Here is a 14,417-nt window from a genome sequence, read left to right on the forward strand (position 1 = left end):
TGTGACGCCAGTCGCATCGCCGGGTAGCTATGTTCGGAAGGGATAACCGCTGAAAGCATCTAAGCGGGAAGCCTACCTCAAGATAAGATTTCCCTAGGAATTTATTCCTCTAAAGAGCCGTTCGAGACTAGGACGTTGATAGGTTGGATGTGGAAGCATAGTGATATGTGAAGCTGACCAATACTAATTGCTCGTGAGGCTTGACTATACAACACCCAAGCAGTTGTATATAAAGCATCAATCGATTCATAAATCTACAAACAAACTTGATTTAGTTATAACACTAGATAAAATGAACACAGTCAGATTCAATCAGCCCAGTCTGTAAAGATTTGGAAAACGCTTCGGCATTCAATAAGACCAAAGCAAGTATCCATAAACAGTTGTGCTGGCGACCATAGCAAGAGTGAACCACCTGATCCCTTCCCGAACTCAGAAGTGAAACCTCTTAGCGCTGATGGTAGTGTGGGGTTACCCATGTGAGAGTAAGTCATCGCCAGCTCATTATTCTAAACACCCCCAACTAAAATTGGGGGTGTTTTTTATTGCGCGGAATAAAGTGAAAACACATAATCAAAAAATCAGATTTGCACGGTTGTTTTGCTTCAGAGATATAATGAAGAAGCTTTTAATTTTGGCATGATCTCGTGAAATTTAATTCTTTCTCTCAATTACCTGAAGATAATGAAGAACTTTCTCTTCCAGAGTTGATCTATTGGGCATCTTTAGGTGATCTAGAGCAAGTAAAACAATTATTAATAGATGGAGAAGACCCTAATCAGATAGATGAGGAAGGTTATAGTGCTTTACAAGCAGCTGCTGAAAATGACCATTTAGAGATAGTGAAGCTCTTAGTTGAAAAAGGGGCACATGTTGCTTATAAAAGCGAATACACAGCACTACAGCTAGCAGAAATGGCTGGGAATACAGACGTAGTGAATTATTTAAAAAGTTTATAAAATTAAAAAGCCCCTTTTATTGGGAAAAGAGGCTTTTTGTTCAATTTAAGACAAATGATATTTTTGCAGCTTTTCAACAATTGATTGAAGCGCTTTTACTTCAAATTCATTGGCTTCAAACTTTTCATCTTTATTGCGTTTAAAGATATCTCGTATTTCTATTACGGCATTTGGGTCAACAATACTTAAACTTGAAGTGACTTGGCGTATTTGGCTAATAGAGCGAGAGCCATTTGTTGAGCCATAGCCAATAAATGCAGCGGGTTTACCACTCCATTCTTTACCTACATAGTCGAGTGCATTTTTTAAAGCTGGGCTGTAACCATGATTGTATTCTGGGCTAATAAAGATAAATGCATCAGCTTGGGCAATTTTATCTGCCCATTCTTGTTGTTTAGGTTGATCATAAATACCTGTAGCAGGTGGGTGAGAACCTGAAAATAAGGGTAGATTCCATTCTTTTAAATCAATTACTTCTGTTTGAAAATCTTTTAGATTAAATGAGGGAATTGTTGTTTCTAACCAATTGGCAATTTTAATAGCTGTGCGCCCTTCGCGAACACTTCCTACGATAATATAGACCAGCATATGTTTTTCCTTAGGATTTTTATCTTTATAACTTAATTCATTATAGAGGGGCGTGAGAATATAGAATTTGTAAGGATTCTTATGTCATTAATAAAAGTTAAATAATAAAAAAGCCCTCAATCGAGGGCTTTTTTTACATGATCTTAATGCCTTGCTGACCAGCTGGAGTTACTTTGAATATCTCTACTTCAAAAGTAATATTTTTGCCGGCTAGAGGATGGTTAAAATCAATTTCAGTAATATCATCATTTACTGACTTCACGACACCAAATAAAGTTGCTTTTGCTTTATCTTCAAACTCGATCATGTGACCAGGAATAGGTCGTTGTTCGAATTTAACCGTATCAAAAGTTTGTATATTTTCAGGATTCCACGGACCAAAAGCATCTTCTGGTGGAAGATGTACAGTACGTCGATCGCCTGCACGTAAGCCAAGAAGGGCTTTCTCAAAGCCTGGTAATAAGTTACCGTCGCCAATAGTCAAGCTAACAGGCTCTTCACGGTTACGTGTATTGTCAATTTCTACGCCATTTTCCAGAGCAACAGAAAAGTGTAGATCAACTTTAGAACCGTCAGTAATACGAATTTCTTCATTAGGTTGAATAATTTCGGTCATATTATGCATCCGAATTTTTAGGTCTTTGCTTCTCAAGGAAGAATGTATCGATGAGTAGCAAAATGGTACCTAGAGTAATGGCACTGTCCGCAATATTAAAAGCTGGAAAGTGATGATTTTGGTAATAAACATGAATGAAATCGACCACATAACCTAAAGTAATACGGTCAATTAAATTGCCCAAAGCTCCACCTAAAATTAAAGCGATAGCTACAGGTAGCACCACCATTTTTTTAGGCATACGTAGCAACCAAAATACAAAAAGTATTGAAACTAAGCCTGCCAAAGATGTGAAGAAATAGCGTTGCCATCCTCCCGCATCAGATAAAAAGCTAAAAGCTGCACCATAGTTATGTAATAGTGTCCAGTTTAAAAATGGAAGCACAGGTACAGGATCTGCATAGTTCAGATGTGTACTTGCAATCCATTTTGTCCATTGATCCAAAACAATGGCAAGGACAGAAAGTCCAAGCCAAATGAGGTTGTGCGGATAAAACTGGAATAAGCCTTTTTTAGCTTGTGAATTAGGCATATTTTCTCACTTCGCCACGACCAGTGACGTTCACAATACAACGACCACATAAACCAGGATGATCGGCGTGTGTATTTACATCAGGAAGGACATGCCAGCAACGTGCACATTTTTCACCTTCAGCTGCAGATACTTGTACACGTAAGCCTTCCATTTCAGTTGCTTCACCTTGTTCAGCAAATGGATGTACTACTACTTGCGAAGTAATAAGAACAAAACGGAGTTCATCAGCCAGTTGGTTTAAAACTGTTTGTAATGATTCATTTGCCCAAAGTTCAACTTTGGCTGAAAGATTACTACCGACAAGTTTAGCGTTACGAGCTGCTTCAATCTGTTTATTTACTGCAGATTTTACGCTAATCAATGTTTGCCAGTCTGTTTCAGAAAGCAAGTTTGCTTTTGATGAAATAGGTAAGTCATACCATTCAGCTGTAAATACATACTTTTCAGTTTGTTCTGGAATGAGTGGCCAAGCTTCTTGAGCAGTGAAGCTTAAGATAGGGCTCATCCAGCGCACAAATGCTTGTACGATATGGTAAAGCGCTGTTTGTGCAGAACGACGTGCTTGTGAGTCAGCCTTAGTGGTGTATTGACGGTCTTTGATAATGTCTAGGTAGAAACCACCTAAGTCATTAATACAGAAGCTTGTTAATGCACTACACACGACATGGAAGTTCATTTCTTCATAGGCCGCGATAATAGTTTGTTGTACTTCATTCGCACGTTGTAAGATGTATTGATCAAGAGCAATAAGGTCATCTACTGCCAGAGCATCTGTACTTGGTTTGAAACCATTTAAGTTTGCAAGCAAGAAGCGGAGGGTATTACGAATACGACGGTAGCTATCACTTACACGGCTAAAGATTTCTTTTGATGCTGCAATTTCATAGCGATAGTCGCTAGATGCTACATATAAACGTAAGCCATCGGCACCAAGTTGTTTGATGATTTCTTCAAGCGGAATATAGTTGCCTAAAGATTTCGACAATTTACGGCCATTTTCATCCACTGTAAAACCATGAGTTAACAAGGCTTTATATGGCGCACGGTTATGAATTGCCATAGAGGTTAATAAAGAAGATTGGAACCAGCCACGGTGTTGGTCTGAACCTTCTAAATATAAGTCAGCAGGGCTTTCTAATTCTTCACGTTGCTCAAGTACAGCGTAATGTGTTGTTCCAGAGTCAAACCATACATCAAGCGTATCACGAACAGCATTGTACTGTTCAGCATCTTCACCAATGAAGTCTTTCGCATCACGGTTAAACCATGCATCGATACCTTCTTGTTCGATAAGTTTTGCAACTTCTTCGATAAGTTCAGGCGTACGAGGGTGCAATTCATTCGTATCTTTATGAACAAAGAAAGGAATTGGCACACCCCAAGTACGTTGACGTGAGATACACCAGTCCGGACGGCCTTCGATCATTGATTCAATACGGTTTTTACCCCAGTTCGGCACAAACTCGATATCGTTTTCAATCGCGTTAAGCGCACCATCACGTAAACCTTTTTGATCCATGCTGATAAACCATTGTGGTGTGGCACGGAAAATAATCGGAGTTTTATGGCGCCAGCAGTGTGGATAGCTGTGTTTAATCGGTTGATGAGCCCACAAGCGACCTACAGCACCTAAAGCTTCAATAATCTTTGGATTGGCTTTATAGATGTGCTCACCAGCAAAGATTGGTGCGGTTGGTAAGTAAACTCCGTTACCACCCACTGGGTTTTCAACTTTAAGGTTGTATTGAAGACCTACTTTATAGTCGTCTGCACCGTGGCCAGGCGCAGTGTGTACGGCACCTGTACCGCTTGTTGCGATAACGTGTTCACCCAAAATAACCGGAACTTGGCGATCGGTAAGTAAAGGGTGTTGTAAAGTAAGGTTTTCAAGAGCTGAACCAGTAAAGTCAGCTAAAACAACTGGGTTTTCAAGCTTATAACGCTCAATTGCAGAAGCAACTAAGTCTTTAGCAAGAATAAAGTTTTGCTTACCACGTTCAGTAGTCACTTGTACCAATTGATATTCAATTTCGGCATGCAATGCAACTGCTTGGTTCGCTGGTAACGTCCAAGGTGTAGTGGTCCAGATCACGATATCAGTTGGATCTTGAACATCTACATTTACACGAGCGCTTAAGTCTTTTAAATCTACAACGCCAAAACCAACGTCAATTGCGTCAGACTTTTTATCTTCGTATTCAACTTCAGCTTCAGCAAGTGCTGAACCACAGTCCATACACCAGTTCACTGGCTTTAAGCCCGGCTGGATATGACCATTTTTTTGGATTAAACCTAAAGCACGAACGATATCGGCTTCTTGTTTGTAGTTCATGGTGAGGTAAGGATTATCCCAATCACCTAAAACACCAAGACGTTTAAAGTCAGCACGCTGTAAATCAATTTGTTTTAGCGCATATTCACGGCAGAGTTTACGGAAAGTCGCTGCGTCAACTTTTTCGCCTACTTTACCTACTTTTTCTTCAACCTTTAGCTCGATTGGCAAACCGTGACAGTCCCAACCCGGAACATATGGCGCATCGAAACCTGCCAAAGTACGGCTTTTTACGATGACGTCTTTGAGTACTTTGTTAACCGCATGACCCAAGTGAATTGTACCGTTCGCATATGGAGGGCCATCATGCAAAATATATTTTTTCTTGCCAATACGCGATGCACGAATCTGCTGATAAATGTTGTCGGTATACCACTCTTCTAACCATTTCACTTCACGTACTGCCAAATTTGCTTTCATTGCAAATTGAGTATCCGGCAGGTTTAGCGTGGCTTTGTAGTCCACTGCATTTTCAGTAGTTTGCTTATCGCTCATGCAAGTTGTCTTCCAGTTTAATCAGCTTGGGAGCCGACATGTTTTACAATCAAAATTCGAATTAAAAAGGAAATTGTGTCGTGTCGTTACGATATTGTCGTAATTGCTGCACGTCATTATCAATTCCTGCCTTAAGTGCCTCAAGCGAAGGGTAGTTCAATTCACCATGAAGATAGTGAAGAAAAGTCACCCGCATAAATAAGCCATACAGATTAGCAGAAACATCAGGGAAATGTACTTCTAATCTCCACTCTGGATGCTCTTGCTGGATGGCTGGGCGAGTACCGACATGACCTGCACCATAAAGGCTGTTTTCATGATATCCGGCAATTCCCGGTTTTTCAGGGTCGTCCTGAAGCACTTTTTGAGTTAGCGAAGTTGTCTCACAAATGACTTCAACGCCATAAATACCATTTAAACAAGGCTTATGGCGGTTTAGACGAACATTAATCGTTGGAAAATCTAAAGTTCGTCCAATTTGGTCGCCATATTGAACTCGTCCGGTAATACTGTACGGACGGCCTAATAATTTAGCTGCTAAAGCGAGATTACCCACTTGAAGCACTTGGCGAATACGAGTTGAACTGACGCGTTCACCTTCGAGTTCAATCGTATGTAAATTTGTGACTTGAAATCCGTAATTCTTTAAAAATTCGCTGTTACCTTGACGGTCTTTGCCGAAATGAAAGTCATCTCCTAAAACCAAAGCTTGAGCATTTAATTTATCTTTTAATAAATCTGCAAACTCAGAAGCACTCATGCTACGGAAATGCTGGTCAAACTTGGCAAGCGCAATGTAATCCACCCCAAGTTCTGCTAGATATTCAACTTTTTCCCGTAATGAATTAATACGAGGCGGGGCATCGTAGCCTTTAAAGAACTCAAGCGGTTGGGGCTCAAAAATCATGACCAATGTTTTTAAGCCTTGTGCTGCAGCAATTTTTTTCAGTTGAGCAATCATCGCTTGGTGACCTAAATGGACACCATCAAAATTACCAATAGTTACCGCTGTTTGCGGTAACTGGAAATTGGGCGATAACGCATTAAGACGTAGCAGTTTCATGAACTTAAAATATGGCTATTTTTGCAAGGGCTATATATTGCCATAATCTCACAGATTCGTCTTGTTGTTGTGTTTTTACTCAGGTATTTTTCAATATGAATATCTTTTATATCTAAAAAATTGATGAATTAAATAAAAATAAATCAATTTTTCTTATTATTAATTTATCCTACTATAGTTTTATCCACTCTTTGATTAGAGACTTAAGATGAAAAAACCCTTTTACCAATTAAATCAAAGTAAAGATGTTATACGGCATTTTACCCCAAATTGGTTTACAGCAACTATGGGTACTGGTGTGGTGAGTATGATTTTAATTCAGCTTCCATTTGCCAAATCATTTTTATTTATGCTGGCGACACTGTTATGGCAATTTAATATTGTTCTATTTAGTGTTTTTTCAGTTCTCTATTTATTGCGGTGGTTACTATTCCCACATGAAGCGAAGCAAATATTTAATCATCCAAATATGAGCTTGTTTTTAGGCGCTATACCGATGGGGCTTGCAACCATACTAAATGGCTTTTTAAGCTTCGGAATCGGGCTTTATGGTGAAGTGGCAATCCATATTGCTCAAGCTTTATGGTACATCGATGTCTTTTTAGCGTTAGCAATTGCGTGGATCGTACCATTTTGCATGTTTAGCCGTCAGAATCATCAGCTACATACCATGACTGCAATTTGGTTGTTACCTGTCGTTGCTTGTGAAGTCGCTGCAAGCTCTGCGGGCATGTTGGTTGCACATTTACCAGCAGATTTTCACAGCTTTCATTTATTGTTAGCGGGATATGTACTCTGGGGAATTTCTGTATTACCTGCATTTGCCATTTTAACGATTTTAATGTTGCGTATGGCTTTGCATCAGTTACCGGAAAAAGAAGTCGCAATTTCTAGCTGGTTATCTTTAGGCCCAATTGGCACAGGTGCTTTAGGTCTATTGTTGCTAGGTGAACAGGCAAAAAGAGTATTGGTAAATGTTGGCTTTTCTGAGTTTACCCATGTATTTCAAGCATTAGGCGTTGTGGGTAGTCTGGTACTTTTAGGGTTCGGGTTATGGTGGCTAGGTCTTGCGATTTTAACAACACTTCGTCATGCAAAAACAGGTATTCCGTTTAACTTGGGTTGGTGGGGTTTAACTTTCCCATTTGGTGTGTTTATTTTGGCTTTATTTAATCTAAGTCATCAGGTTGAAGTTATATTTCTACAATACGTTGCTGTGGCATTCAGTATTTTATTACTTGTAATGTGGAGCGTAGTAATGAAGAAAACCTTAGCTGGCGCATATAGTGGCAAGCTGTTCTTTTCTCCATGTTTGGTAGCTTTACAAGAAAGAATGCAGTAATGGTGAAAAGGTGCAAAAAAAGCTTTTGCATCTGATTTATACTTATTTTCTAATTTATTAATCTTGTATTGAGCCTTTTTGAATGAACAAAGATATCGCTTTAATTATGGCACTTCCTAATGAATCTAAAGGTTTATTTGAGCAAGCAGGTATTGAAGTCCATTACAGTGGTATAGGTAAAATCAACGCTGCTTTTAAAGCATTTGAAGTTATTCAAAAAACAGGCTGTAAAACTCTAATTAACTTAGGTTCGGCAGGAAGTTCGTCTTTTAATCGGCATGATTTGGTCGAAGTAAAAACCTTTGTACAACGTGATATGGATGTTTCACCATTAGGGTTTGAAGTAGGTGTAACGCCGTTAGATGATCACTTGCCCGCTGCAATTCATCTCCAAACGCATTTTGCTGATTTACCAAAAGGGATTTGCGGGACAGGGGACTCATTTGAAACGGGACAGCCGAAGGTCGCGTGTGATGTGGTGGATATGGAAGGGTATGCCTTAGCCAAAGTTTGCCACAAGCTAGGTGTACGCCTAATTTCAGTGAAGTATATTACTGATGGCGCAGACGATACGGCCCATCTGGATTGGGAAGAAAATTTATTATTGGGTGCGCAAAAGCTCTTGGCTCTTTATCAAAATCATTTCTAAAAAAAGATCGGCAAATTTGCCGATCTTTTTTATTTTAGCGAGGTAATACGCCGTAGAGCATCATATGTACTGTATGCTCAATCGAGCGTTGGAACATACTGCGGTTACGCAGTGTTTTTCCAGTCACCATTTCCATTTGCGTGGCAAAATCAGCATAGTTTTGCGTAAGCCCCCAAATATTAAGTATTAACAGCTCAGGGTCGATATCTGGAGAAATTTTTCCTTCTTCTTGCCATGTTTGAATGACCTTGGCTTTACGCTTAAATAGCTTTTTCAAAGGTCCTTTCAGTATAGGCAAAATGTGTGGTGCCCCTTGGATAATTTCCAAAGCAAATAATCGCGAAGCTTTTGGTTGGCTACGAGAAAGTTCGATTTTTTGTATTAAGTAGTGAGACAAAGCTTCGGCTGGTTCTAACTCAGCTTCTAAAGTTTGTAAGGGAGCAAGCCATTTTTGTAAAACTGTGGTCAGCACTTCCACATATAAAGACTCTTTATTTTCATAGTAATAGAAAATATTCGACTTATGCATGTCAGCGAGTTGGGCAATTTCATCCAGACTTGCACCACTGAACCCATATAGTGAAAACACATCAAGGGCGGCAGCAAGAAGCTGATTGCGCTTTTGAGTACTCTTCTTTTGTTCCATTTGCTGCATAAATTAAAAAGATAGTGCTCCCATTGTAAGGTAAATCGTTTGATTTGTGCACAGGTGTCTCACTTTTTTAGTGAAAAAACGGATAGTTATTTGAGCAATAGATATACTATTGTGCAAAAAATAGAGAGATTCACTAGTTTATTGTTATTCTTAAAAATATTTTTTTATATTCGCCCTAAAAAAGAGCAATAAATCATCAGTTTTATTGCTCGTTAATTGGACATTTTGTAGTTGAAATGGTTCTCATTACTCATCTCAACCTTAAGTTGCTAAGACTGCGTCGAGTACTTGTTGTTCAAGCTGGGCAAAAGTGATGCTCTTTTTACGCGGACGTGGCAAACTCACTTGGAAACTTTGGGCAATTTGGCCCTTATCTAATAGGATAATACGGTCGGCCAGTTGCACTGCTTCACTTACATCGTGTGTGACCAAAATAGCAGTAAAACCTTGCTCTTTCCATAAACGTTCAATCAAGCTTTGCATCTCAAGGCGGGTGAGCGCATCTAATGCACCCAAAGGTTCATCTAGCAGTAAAATACGGGGAGTATGAGATAACGCACGGGCTAGGGCGGTACGTTGTCGTTGTCCACCAGAGAGCTGTGAAGGCCATTGTCCCGCTTTTTCTTTTAAACCTACTTTCTCTAATAATTCTTCTGCTAAAGCATGTTGCGATTTTGGTAGCCCAAGTTGAACATTTTGAAGAATATTTCGCCAAGGAAGTAGGCGTGGGTCTTGGAACATAACCCGAATATCATCGTTAGTAATTCCTTCACGTAAATGTCGGGCAGATTTAAACTTGATCTCACCAAAACTTGCTTTTTCAAGTTGGGCAATTAAGCGTAGTAAGGTACTTTTACCGCAGCCACTACGACCAACAATAGCTAAAAATTCGCCCGGTTGAATATGTAGGTTAAGATCTTCAAGAACTTTAACCTCACCATAAAACTTATAAAGCTGTTCAATCAGAATCTCTGCACCTACTACGGGTTCTTGTGACTCTGGATGATTTTCTGGAATGAGCTCTACGTCATTCTGATTAATATTTAAATTCAGATTTGTCATATTTTAAGCTCCTTTATTTTTGATAACCGGCATGCCAGCGTAGTAAATAACGTTCCAAAAGTTGCGCTAGAACATCGGCTAACTTACCTAATAGGGCATAAAGAAGAATACCGACGAGTACCACATCTGTTTGCAAAAACTCACGCGCATTCATGGTCATGTAACCGATACCTGCTTGTGCTGAAATAGTCTCAGCTACAATGAGCAACACCCAAACCAAACCTAATGCAAAACGTAAACCGACTAAAATAGAAGGCATCGCACCCGGTAGAATAATTTCTTTGTAAAGCTGCCAACGGGAAAGGCCATAGCTTTTACCCATCTCAATCAATTGGGGGTCGACTGAACGAATACCGTGATAGGTGTTGATATAAATAGGGAAGAAAACACCAACTGCCACCAAGAATAATTTTGCTGTTTCATCAATACCGAACCACAAAATCACCAATGGAATAAGTGCAAGAGCCGGAATATTACGAATCATTTGCAAGGTCGTATCGAGCAGGGTAGAAGCGAAACGTGAAGATCCATTGAGCAGACCTAATAGCAAACCTAAACCGCCGCCTATCAGAAGGCCAAGCAGTGCACGACCAGCACTTACTTTAACGTGATGCCATAGTTCCCCACTCACCAAAAGATGCCAAAATGCCGAAACGACAGCAGTCGGGGCGGGCAAAATACGGCTTTCTAAAAGACCCGAAGTTGAGGCAATTTGCCAAACAACCAATAGAAGAATAGGGAAAATCCAAGGCAGCAAACGCTGCCCGATTTGTTTTGTTCCACGTGAAACCACACTTTCAGCTTTACTCATGCAGGCTCCTTGACGGAACTATTTTGTTTCTTCTCGTCTGGAACGTAGTTGTTGGCAATAATTTCACCGAATGGACCGGTTAAATTTGGCTGAGCAAGTTTAGCGCGAGTTTCAATTGGTAATAACGGGAATACTAACTCTGCAAAACGGATTGATTCTTCAAGGTGTGGATAGCCTGAGAAAATGAAGGTATCAATACCAAGGTCTGCATACTCTTGAATACGAGCAGCAACAGTTTCTGGGTCACCTACAAGTGCCGTACCTGCACCACCACGGACTAAACCAATACCTGCCCAAAGGTTCGGAGAGACTTCTAGCTTGTCTCGGTTGCCGCCATGTAACGCGGCCATACGTTGTTGGCCTACAGAGTCCATTTGTGCAAATTTTTTCTGTGCTGCAGCAATAGTTGCATCGTCTAGATACTGAATAAGTTCGTTAGCAGCTGCCCATGCTTGTTCGTTGGTTTCACGAACAATGACATGTAAGCGAATGCCATAAGTTAATTTACGGCCTTTAGCCTCCGCTTTTGCACGAACATGTTCGATCTTTTCTTTCACGGCCGCTGGCGGTTCACCCCAAGTGAGGTAAGTGTCCACTTGCTCAGCCGCAAGGTCGACCGCGACATCTGAGGAACCGCCAAACCAAAGAGGTGGGTAAGGTTTTTGAACAGGTGGATAAAGTAGTTTTGCATCATCGACTTGTAAGCGTTCGCCGTGGAATGTAAAAGCTTCACCTGTATGTGAACGCGTCAAAATTTCGCGCCAGATTTTTACGTATTCATTGGCAGTTTGATAACGCGTTGAGTGATCTTCATATAAACCGTCACCGCGTAGTTCTGCTTCATCGCCACCTGTTACCAAGTTGAGTAATACACGGCCATTGGACAAACGGTCAAATGTTGCAGCCATACGAGCTGCCAACGCTGGTGTTGTTACCCCCGGACGTAATGCAACTAAAAACTTAAGGTGTTGAGTTGCATCAATTAGGCTCGCCGCCGTAATCCATGGGTCTTCACATGAACGGCCCGTTGGAATAAGTACACCTTCATAACCCAAATTATCTACTGCCACAGCAATTTGCTTCATATAGGCATGGTCAACCTGACGAGCGCCTTTACTTGTACCTAAATAGCGACTATCACCGTGGGTAGGAATAAACCAGAAAATTTTCATGTGCATTACCTATATGTCTATTGAAATTACTTGGCACCCCAAACAGCTTGTTTAATGCTGATTGGTTTTGGAATGATGCCTTGTTGAGTAAAGATATCTGCAAGCTGCTGTTGTTCAGCAATAACTTTGCTGTTAAGTGGAGCTGCTGCTGATGGACGTGGACGACGTTTAATGAATAAATCACTAGTTGCAGGTTTTAAGCCTGTACTTTGGCCAATCGCACTTGCTGTTTCGGCTTGATGGCTTTGGACCCATTTGTCAGCTTGATTGATCTGCTTGATGAGTCCTGGAACAGCTTTTGGATATTGCTTAACAAAATTTGGAGCGGCTAAGTAAAAGGTATAGTTCGGGCTTAGGCCTTTACCAGATGCAAGAACACGAGCTTGGTCTTCTAATTGTGCTGAAGCGTAGTAAGGATCCCAAATTGCCCATGCATCAACGGCACCTTTTTGGAATGCAGCGCGAGCATCGGCAGGTGTGAGCCAAATTGGCGTAATGTCGCTCCATTTTAAGCCCGCTTTCCGCACAGCCTGTACAAGTAGGTAATGTGAGCTAGAACCTTTTTGTAGCGCAATACGTTTGCCTTTCAGGTCTTTAAGTTGAGTAAGCTGTGAGTTTTTTGGAACTAAAATTGCCGACGCTAAAGGTTTAGCTGCTTCATAAGCAATGTAATATAAAGGCTTGCCAGCGGCTTGAGCGTAGACCGGGGGGGTGTCTCCAGTAACGCCAACATCGAGTGAGCCAACAGCCAAAGCTTCTAAAATTTGAGGACCAGCGGGAAACTCATTCCAAGTGATTTTGGCATTTGGAAATTCTTGTTCAAATAGTTTCTGCTGTTTGGCAATCGCGAAGTTAATCGAACTTTTTTGAAAACCGATACGAAGTTCTTTCACTGTTGGGTCAATTGCCCAAGCAGGTGCTGCGATTGTTAAACCAAATACAGTGAGCGCGCTAAAGCGCTTAACTAACTGAGTCCACTGACTCTTCTTAAATAATGAATGATGTTGCATATTGATATCCTTTTTCCCTTAAGGCAAGGCACAGCATTTATATCGTTATTTAAGCTGTGCCAAGGCTGGGTTTATTTCAGTTTTAAAATGGCTTCTTGTATGGTGAGCTTGTTTGGAATGAGCTTTTGCGCATAAAAGGCATCAGCTACATATTGTTGTTCTTGGGCGACCTTGTCAGATATTGGCTGAACACCAAAACCCATTCGCGAAATAGACGTTTTGAGTACATCAAACTCAAGTGCAGTAGGTTTTTCGAGTAGCTTAGCCGCTTCATCTTGATGTGTGCTGACCCATTCAGTTGTCTGATTTAGTGTTTGCACAACAGTGTTGAGTACTTTTGGATTACTTTCTGCAAATTTACGGTCAGCCAAGTAGAACTGATGATTGCTCACCAAATTTTCACCAGTCGCTAAAACACGAGCTTGAATTTGATGTTCAGCTGCTGCAAAGAACGGGTCCCAAATGACCCATGCATCGACAGCGCCTTTTTCAAAGGCAGCACGTGCATCTGATGGAGGTAAATAAACAGGTTGAATATCACTTAAGTTCAAGTGATTTTCTTCTAAAACTTTTAATAAAAGATAGTGAACATTCGAACCTTTATTCAGTGCGACACGTTTGCCTTTTAGATCCTGAATAGAGTGAATAGGAGAGTCCTTTTGTACCAATAATGCTTCTGCTTTTGGTGCAGCCGGTTGGTTTGCAACATAGACTAAATTTGGATTGGCCGCTTGAGCAAAAATAGGAGGTGCTTCGCCTGCTTCACCTAATGAAACGCTTCCGACATTTAGACCTTCAAGTAATTGAGGTCCCGCAGGAAACTCAACCCATTTCACTTGTACACCTTGGTCTTTTAGTGCTTTTTCCAAGTCACCACGTGCTTTTAAAATAGGAAGGATGCCATATTTCTGGTATCCAATATTTAGAGTTGTGGTGGTGTGTTCCTCTTTTTTGGCACAACCACCTAGCATCATCACTCCCGCAAGGCTGGCAGCAATGACTGAATATTTTGCCCATGAAGTGGAATTAAAAAGTGCCATGTGGTTTTGTGCTCCCCGAAAGAGAAAAAGAAAAATAATTGGATGAGCAGATACCCTAAAGGGATTTTTATTCCATAAAAAATAAGTA

Annotated in this window: 14 protein-coding genes and 2 rRNA genes; 5 read left to right on the plus strand and 11 right to left on the minus strand. The window is 40.7% G+C overall.

Features of this window, described 5'->3' with window-relative positions:
- From J576_RS10980 to J576_RS10990, 3 genes are all read left to right on the plus strand, one after another.
- Window positions 1-208: ribosomal RNA gene (locus J576_RS10980) — 23S ribosomal RNA — on the plus strand; the annotation flags it as partial.
- A 179-nt stretch (window positions 209-387) separates the two neighbouring features.
- Window positions 388-502, plus strand: a 5S ribosomal RNA gene (gene rrf, locus J576_RS10985).
- Between the two features lie 145 nt (window positions 503-647).
- Window positions 648-959: an ankyrin repeat domain-containing protein gene (locus J576_RS10990; protein ID WP_002050565.1), complete on the plus strand. Its 312-nt coding sequence runs from the start codon at window positions 648-650 to the stop codon at window positions 957-959.
- A 45-nt stretch (window positions 960-1,004) separates the two neighbouring features.
- On the opposite strand, the gene J576_RS10995 is transcribed toward J576_RS10990, so the two are convergent.
- The 5 genes from J576_RS10995 to ribF all read right to left on the minus strand — a co-directional run bounded on the left by J576_RS10995 (window position 1,005) and on the right by ribF (window position 6,588).
- Entirely contained in the window at window positions 1,005-1,547 is a 543-nt protein-coding gene (locus J576_RS10995; RefSeq protein ID WP_002050586.1) for an NADPH-dependent FMN reductase, read from the minus strand.
- A gap of 133 nt (window positions 1,548-1,680) precedes the next feature.
- Window positions 1,681-2,163, minus strand: a complete 483-nt coding sequence (locus J576_RS11000) for an FKBP-type peptidyl-prolyl cis-trans isomerase (RefSeq protein WP_002050524.1) — start codon at window positions 2,161-2,163, stop codon at window positions 1,681-1,683.
- A gap of 1 nt (window position 2,164) precedes the next feature.
- Window positions 2,165-2,695 (minus strand): signal peptidase II, encoded by a 531-nt coding sequence (gene lspA, locus J576_RS11005; protein ID WP_001133879.1) that lies wholly within the window; start codon window positions 2,693-2,695, stop codon window positions 2,165-2,167.
- Complete coding sequence (gene ileS / locus J576_RS11010) at window positions 2,688-5,525, minus strand: isoleucine--tRNA ligase (RefSeq protein WP_002050477.1); 2,838 nt, start codon at window positions 5,523-5,525, stop codon at window positions 2,688-2,690. The genes lspA and ileS overlap by 8 nt, the downstream gene beginning before the upstream one ends.
- Before the next feature lie 61 nt (window positions 5,526-5,586).
- Window positions 5,587-6,588 carry a bifunctional riboflavin kinase/FAD synthetase gene (gene ribF / locus J576_RS11015; RefSeq protein WP_002050485.1) on the minus strand — a complete coding sequence of 334 codons (1,002 nt, stop codon included), beginning with the start codon at window positions 6,586-6,588 and terminating at the stop codon, window positions 5,587-5,589.
- A 208-nt stretch (window positions 6,589-6,796) separates the two neighbouring features.
- Here ribF and J576_RS11020 point away from each other — a divergent pair, with 208 nt between their 5' ends.
- Window positions 6,797-7,930: a TDT family transporter gene (locus J576_RS11020; protein WP_025467854.1), complete on the plus strand. Its 1,134-nt coding sequence runs from the start codon at window positions 6,797-6,799 to the stop codon at window positions 7,928-7,930.
- 82 nt (window positions 7,931-8,012) lie between these two features.
- The gene (locus J576_RS11025) at window positions 8,013-8,579 is read left to right on the plus strand and encodes a 5'-methylthioadenosine/S-adenosylhomocysteine nucleosidase family protein (protein WP_002050511.1); all 567 of its coding nucleotides are present in this window, start codon (window positions 8,013-8,015) and stop codon (window positions 8,577-8,579) included.
- 34 nt (window positions 8,580-8,613) lie between these two features.
- Here J576_RS11025 and J576_RS11030 read toward each other — a convergent pair whose 3' ends face one another.
- The 6 genes from J576_RS11030 to J576_RS11055 all read right to left on the minus strand — a co-directional run bounded on the left by J576_RS11030 (window position 8,614) and on the right by J576_RS11055 (window position 14,329).
- Window positions 8,614-9,234 carry a TetR/AcrR family transcriptional regulator gene (locus J576_RS11030; protein ID WP_002050490.1) on the minus strand — a complete coding sequence of 207 codons (621 nt, stop codon included), beginning with the start codon at window positions 9,232-9,234 and terminating at the stop codon, window positions 8,614-8,616.
- 261 nt (window positions 9,235-9,495) lie between these two features.
- On the minus strand, window positions 9,496-10,296 hold the full coding sequence (locus tag J576_RS11035) for an ABC transporter ATP-binding protein (RefSeq protein WP_002050488.1): 801 nt from the start codon (window positions 10,294-10,296) through the stop codon (window positions 9,496-9,498).
- Window positions 10,297-10,309: 13 nt separating this feature from the next.
- Entirely contained in the window at window positions 10,310-11,107 is a 798-nt protein-coding gene (gene ssuC, locus J576_RS11040) for an aliphatic sulfonate ABC transporter permease SsuC (protein WP_002050547.1), read from the minus strand.
- Window positions 11,104-12,279 (minus strand): FMNH2-dependent alkanesulfonate monooxygenase, encoded by a 1,176-nt coding sequence (gene ssuD / locus J576_RS11045; RefSeq protein ID WP_000689549.1) that lies wholly within the window; start codon window positions 12,277-12,279, stop codon window positions 11,104-11,106. Before ssuD ends, ssuC begins: the two co-directional genes overlap by 4 nt.
- 26 nt (window positions 12,280-12,305) lie before the next feature.
- On the minus strand, window positions 12,306-13,289 hold the full coding sequence (locus tag J576_RS11050) for a sulfonate ABC transporter substrate-binding protein (RefSeq protein WP_002050508.1): 984 nt from the start codon (window positions 13,287-13,289) through the stop codon (window positions 12,306-12,308).
- 71 nt (window positions 13,290-13,360) lie between these two features.
- Window positions 13,361-14,329, minus strand: a complete 969-nt coding sequence (locus J576_RS11055; RefSeq protein WP_002050513.1) for a sulfonate ABC transporter substrate-binding protein — start codon at window positions 14,327-14,329, stop codon at window positions 13,361-13,363.
- Window positions 14,330-14,417 lie beyond the last annotated feature (88 nt).

Origin of the sequence: Acinetobacter sp. 766875 (genome assembly GCF_000582055.1) — a bacterium.
Lineage (GTDB): Bacteria > Pseudomonadota > Gammaproteobacteria > Pseudomonadales > Moraxellaceae > Acinetobacter > Acinetobacter nosocomialis.

Coding starts and splice junctions, on each gene's coding strand:
- J576_RS10995 (WP_002050586.1), bottom strand. CDS start 1,547: ATGCTGGTCTATATTATCGTAGGAAGTGTTCGCGAAGGGCGCACAGCT.
- J576_RS11000 (WP_002050524.1), bottom strand. CDS start 2,163: ATGACCGAAATTATTCAACCTAATGAAGAAATTCGTATTACTGACGGT.
- lspA (WP_001133879.1), bottom strand. CDS start 2,695: ATGCCTAATTCACAAGCTAAAAAAGGCTTATTCCAGTTTTATCCGCAC.
- ileS (WP_002050477.1), bottom strand. CDS start 5,525: ATGAGCGATAAGCAAACTACTGAAAATGCAGTGGACTACAAAGCCACG.
- ribF (WP_002050485.1), bottom strand. CDS start 6,588: ATGAAACTGCTACGTCTTAATGCGTTATCGCCCAATTTCCAGTTACCG.
- J576_RS11020 (WP_025467854.1), top strand. CDS start 6,797: ATGAAAAAACCCTTTTACCAATTAAATCAAAGTAAAGATGTTATACGG.
- J576_RS11025 (WP_002050511.1), top strand. CDS start 8,013: ATGAACAAAGATATCGCTTTAATTATGGCACTTCCTAATGAATCTAAA.
- J576_RS11030 (WP_002050490.1), bottom strand. CDS start 9,234: ATGCAGCAAATGGAACAAAAGAAGAGTACTCAAAAGCGCAATCAGCTT.
- J576_RS11035 (WP_002050488.1), bottom strand. CDS start 10,296: ATGACAAATCTGAATTTAAATATTAATCAGAATGACGTAGAGCTCATT.
- ssuC (WP_002050547.1), bottom strand. CDS start 11,107: ATGAGTAAAGCTGAAAGTGTGGTTTCACGTGGAACAAAACAAATCGGG.
- ssuD (WP_000689549.1), bottom strand. CDS start 12,279: ATGAAAATTTTCTGGTTTATTCCTACCCACGGTGATAGTCGCTATTTA.
- J576_RS11050 (WP_002050508.1), bottom strand. CDS start 13,289: ATGCAACATCATTCATTATTTAAGAAGAGTCAGTGGACTCAGTTAGTT.
- J576_RS11055 (WP_002050513.1), bottom strand. CDS start 14,329: ATGGCACTTTTTAATTCCACTTCATGGGCAAAATATTCAGTCATTGCT.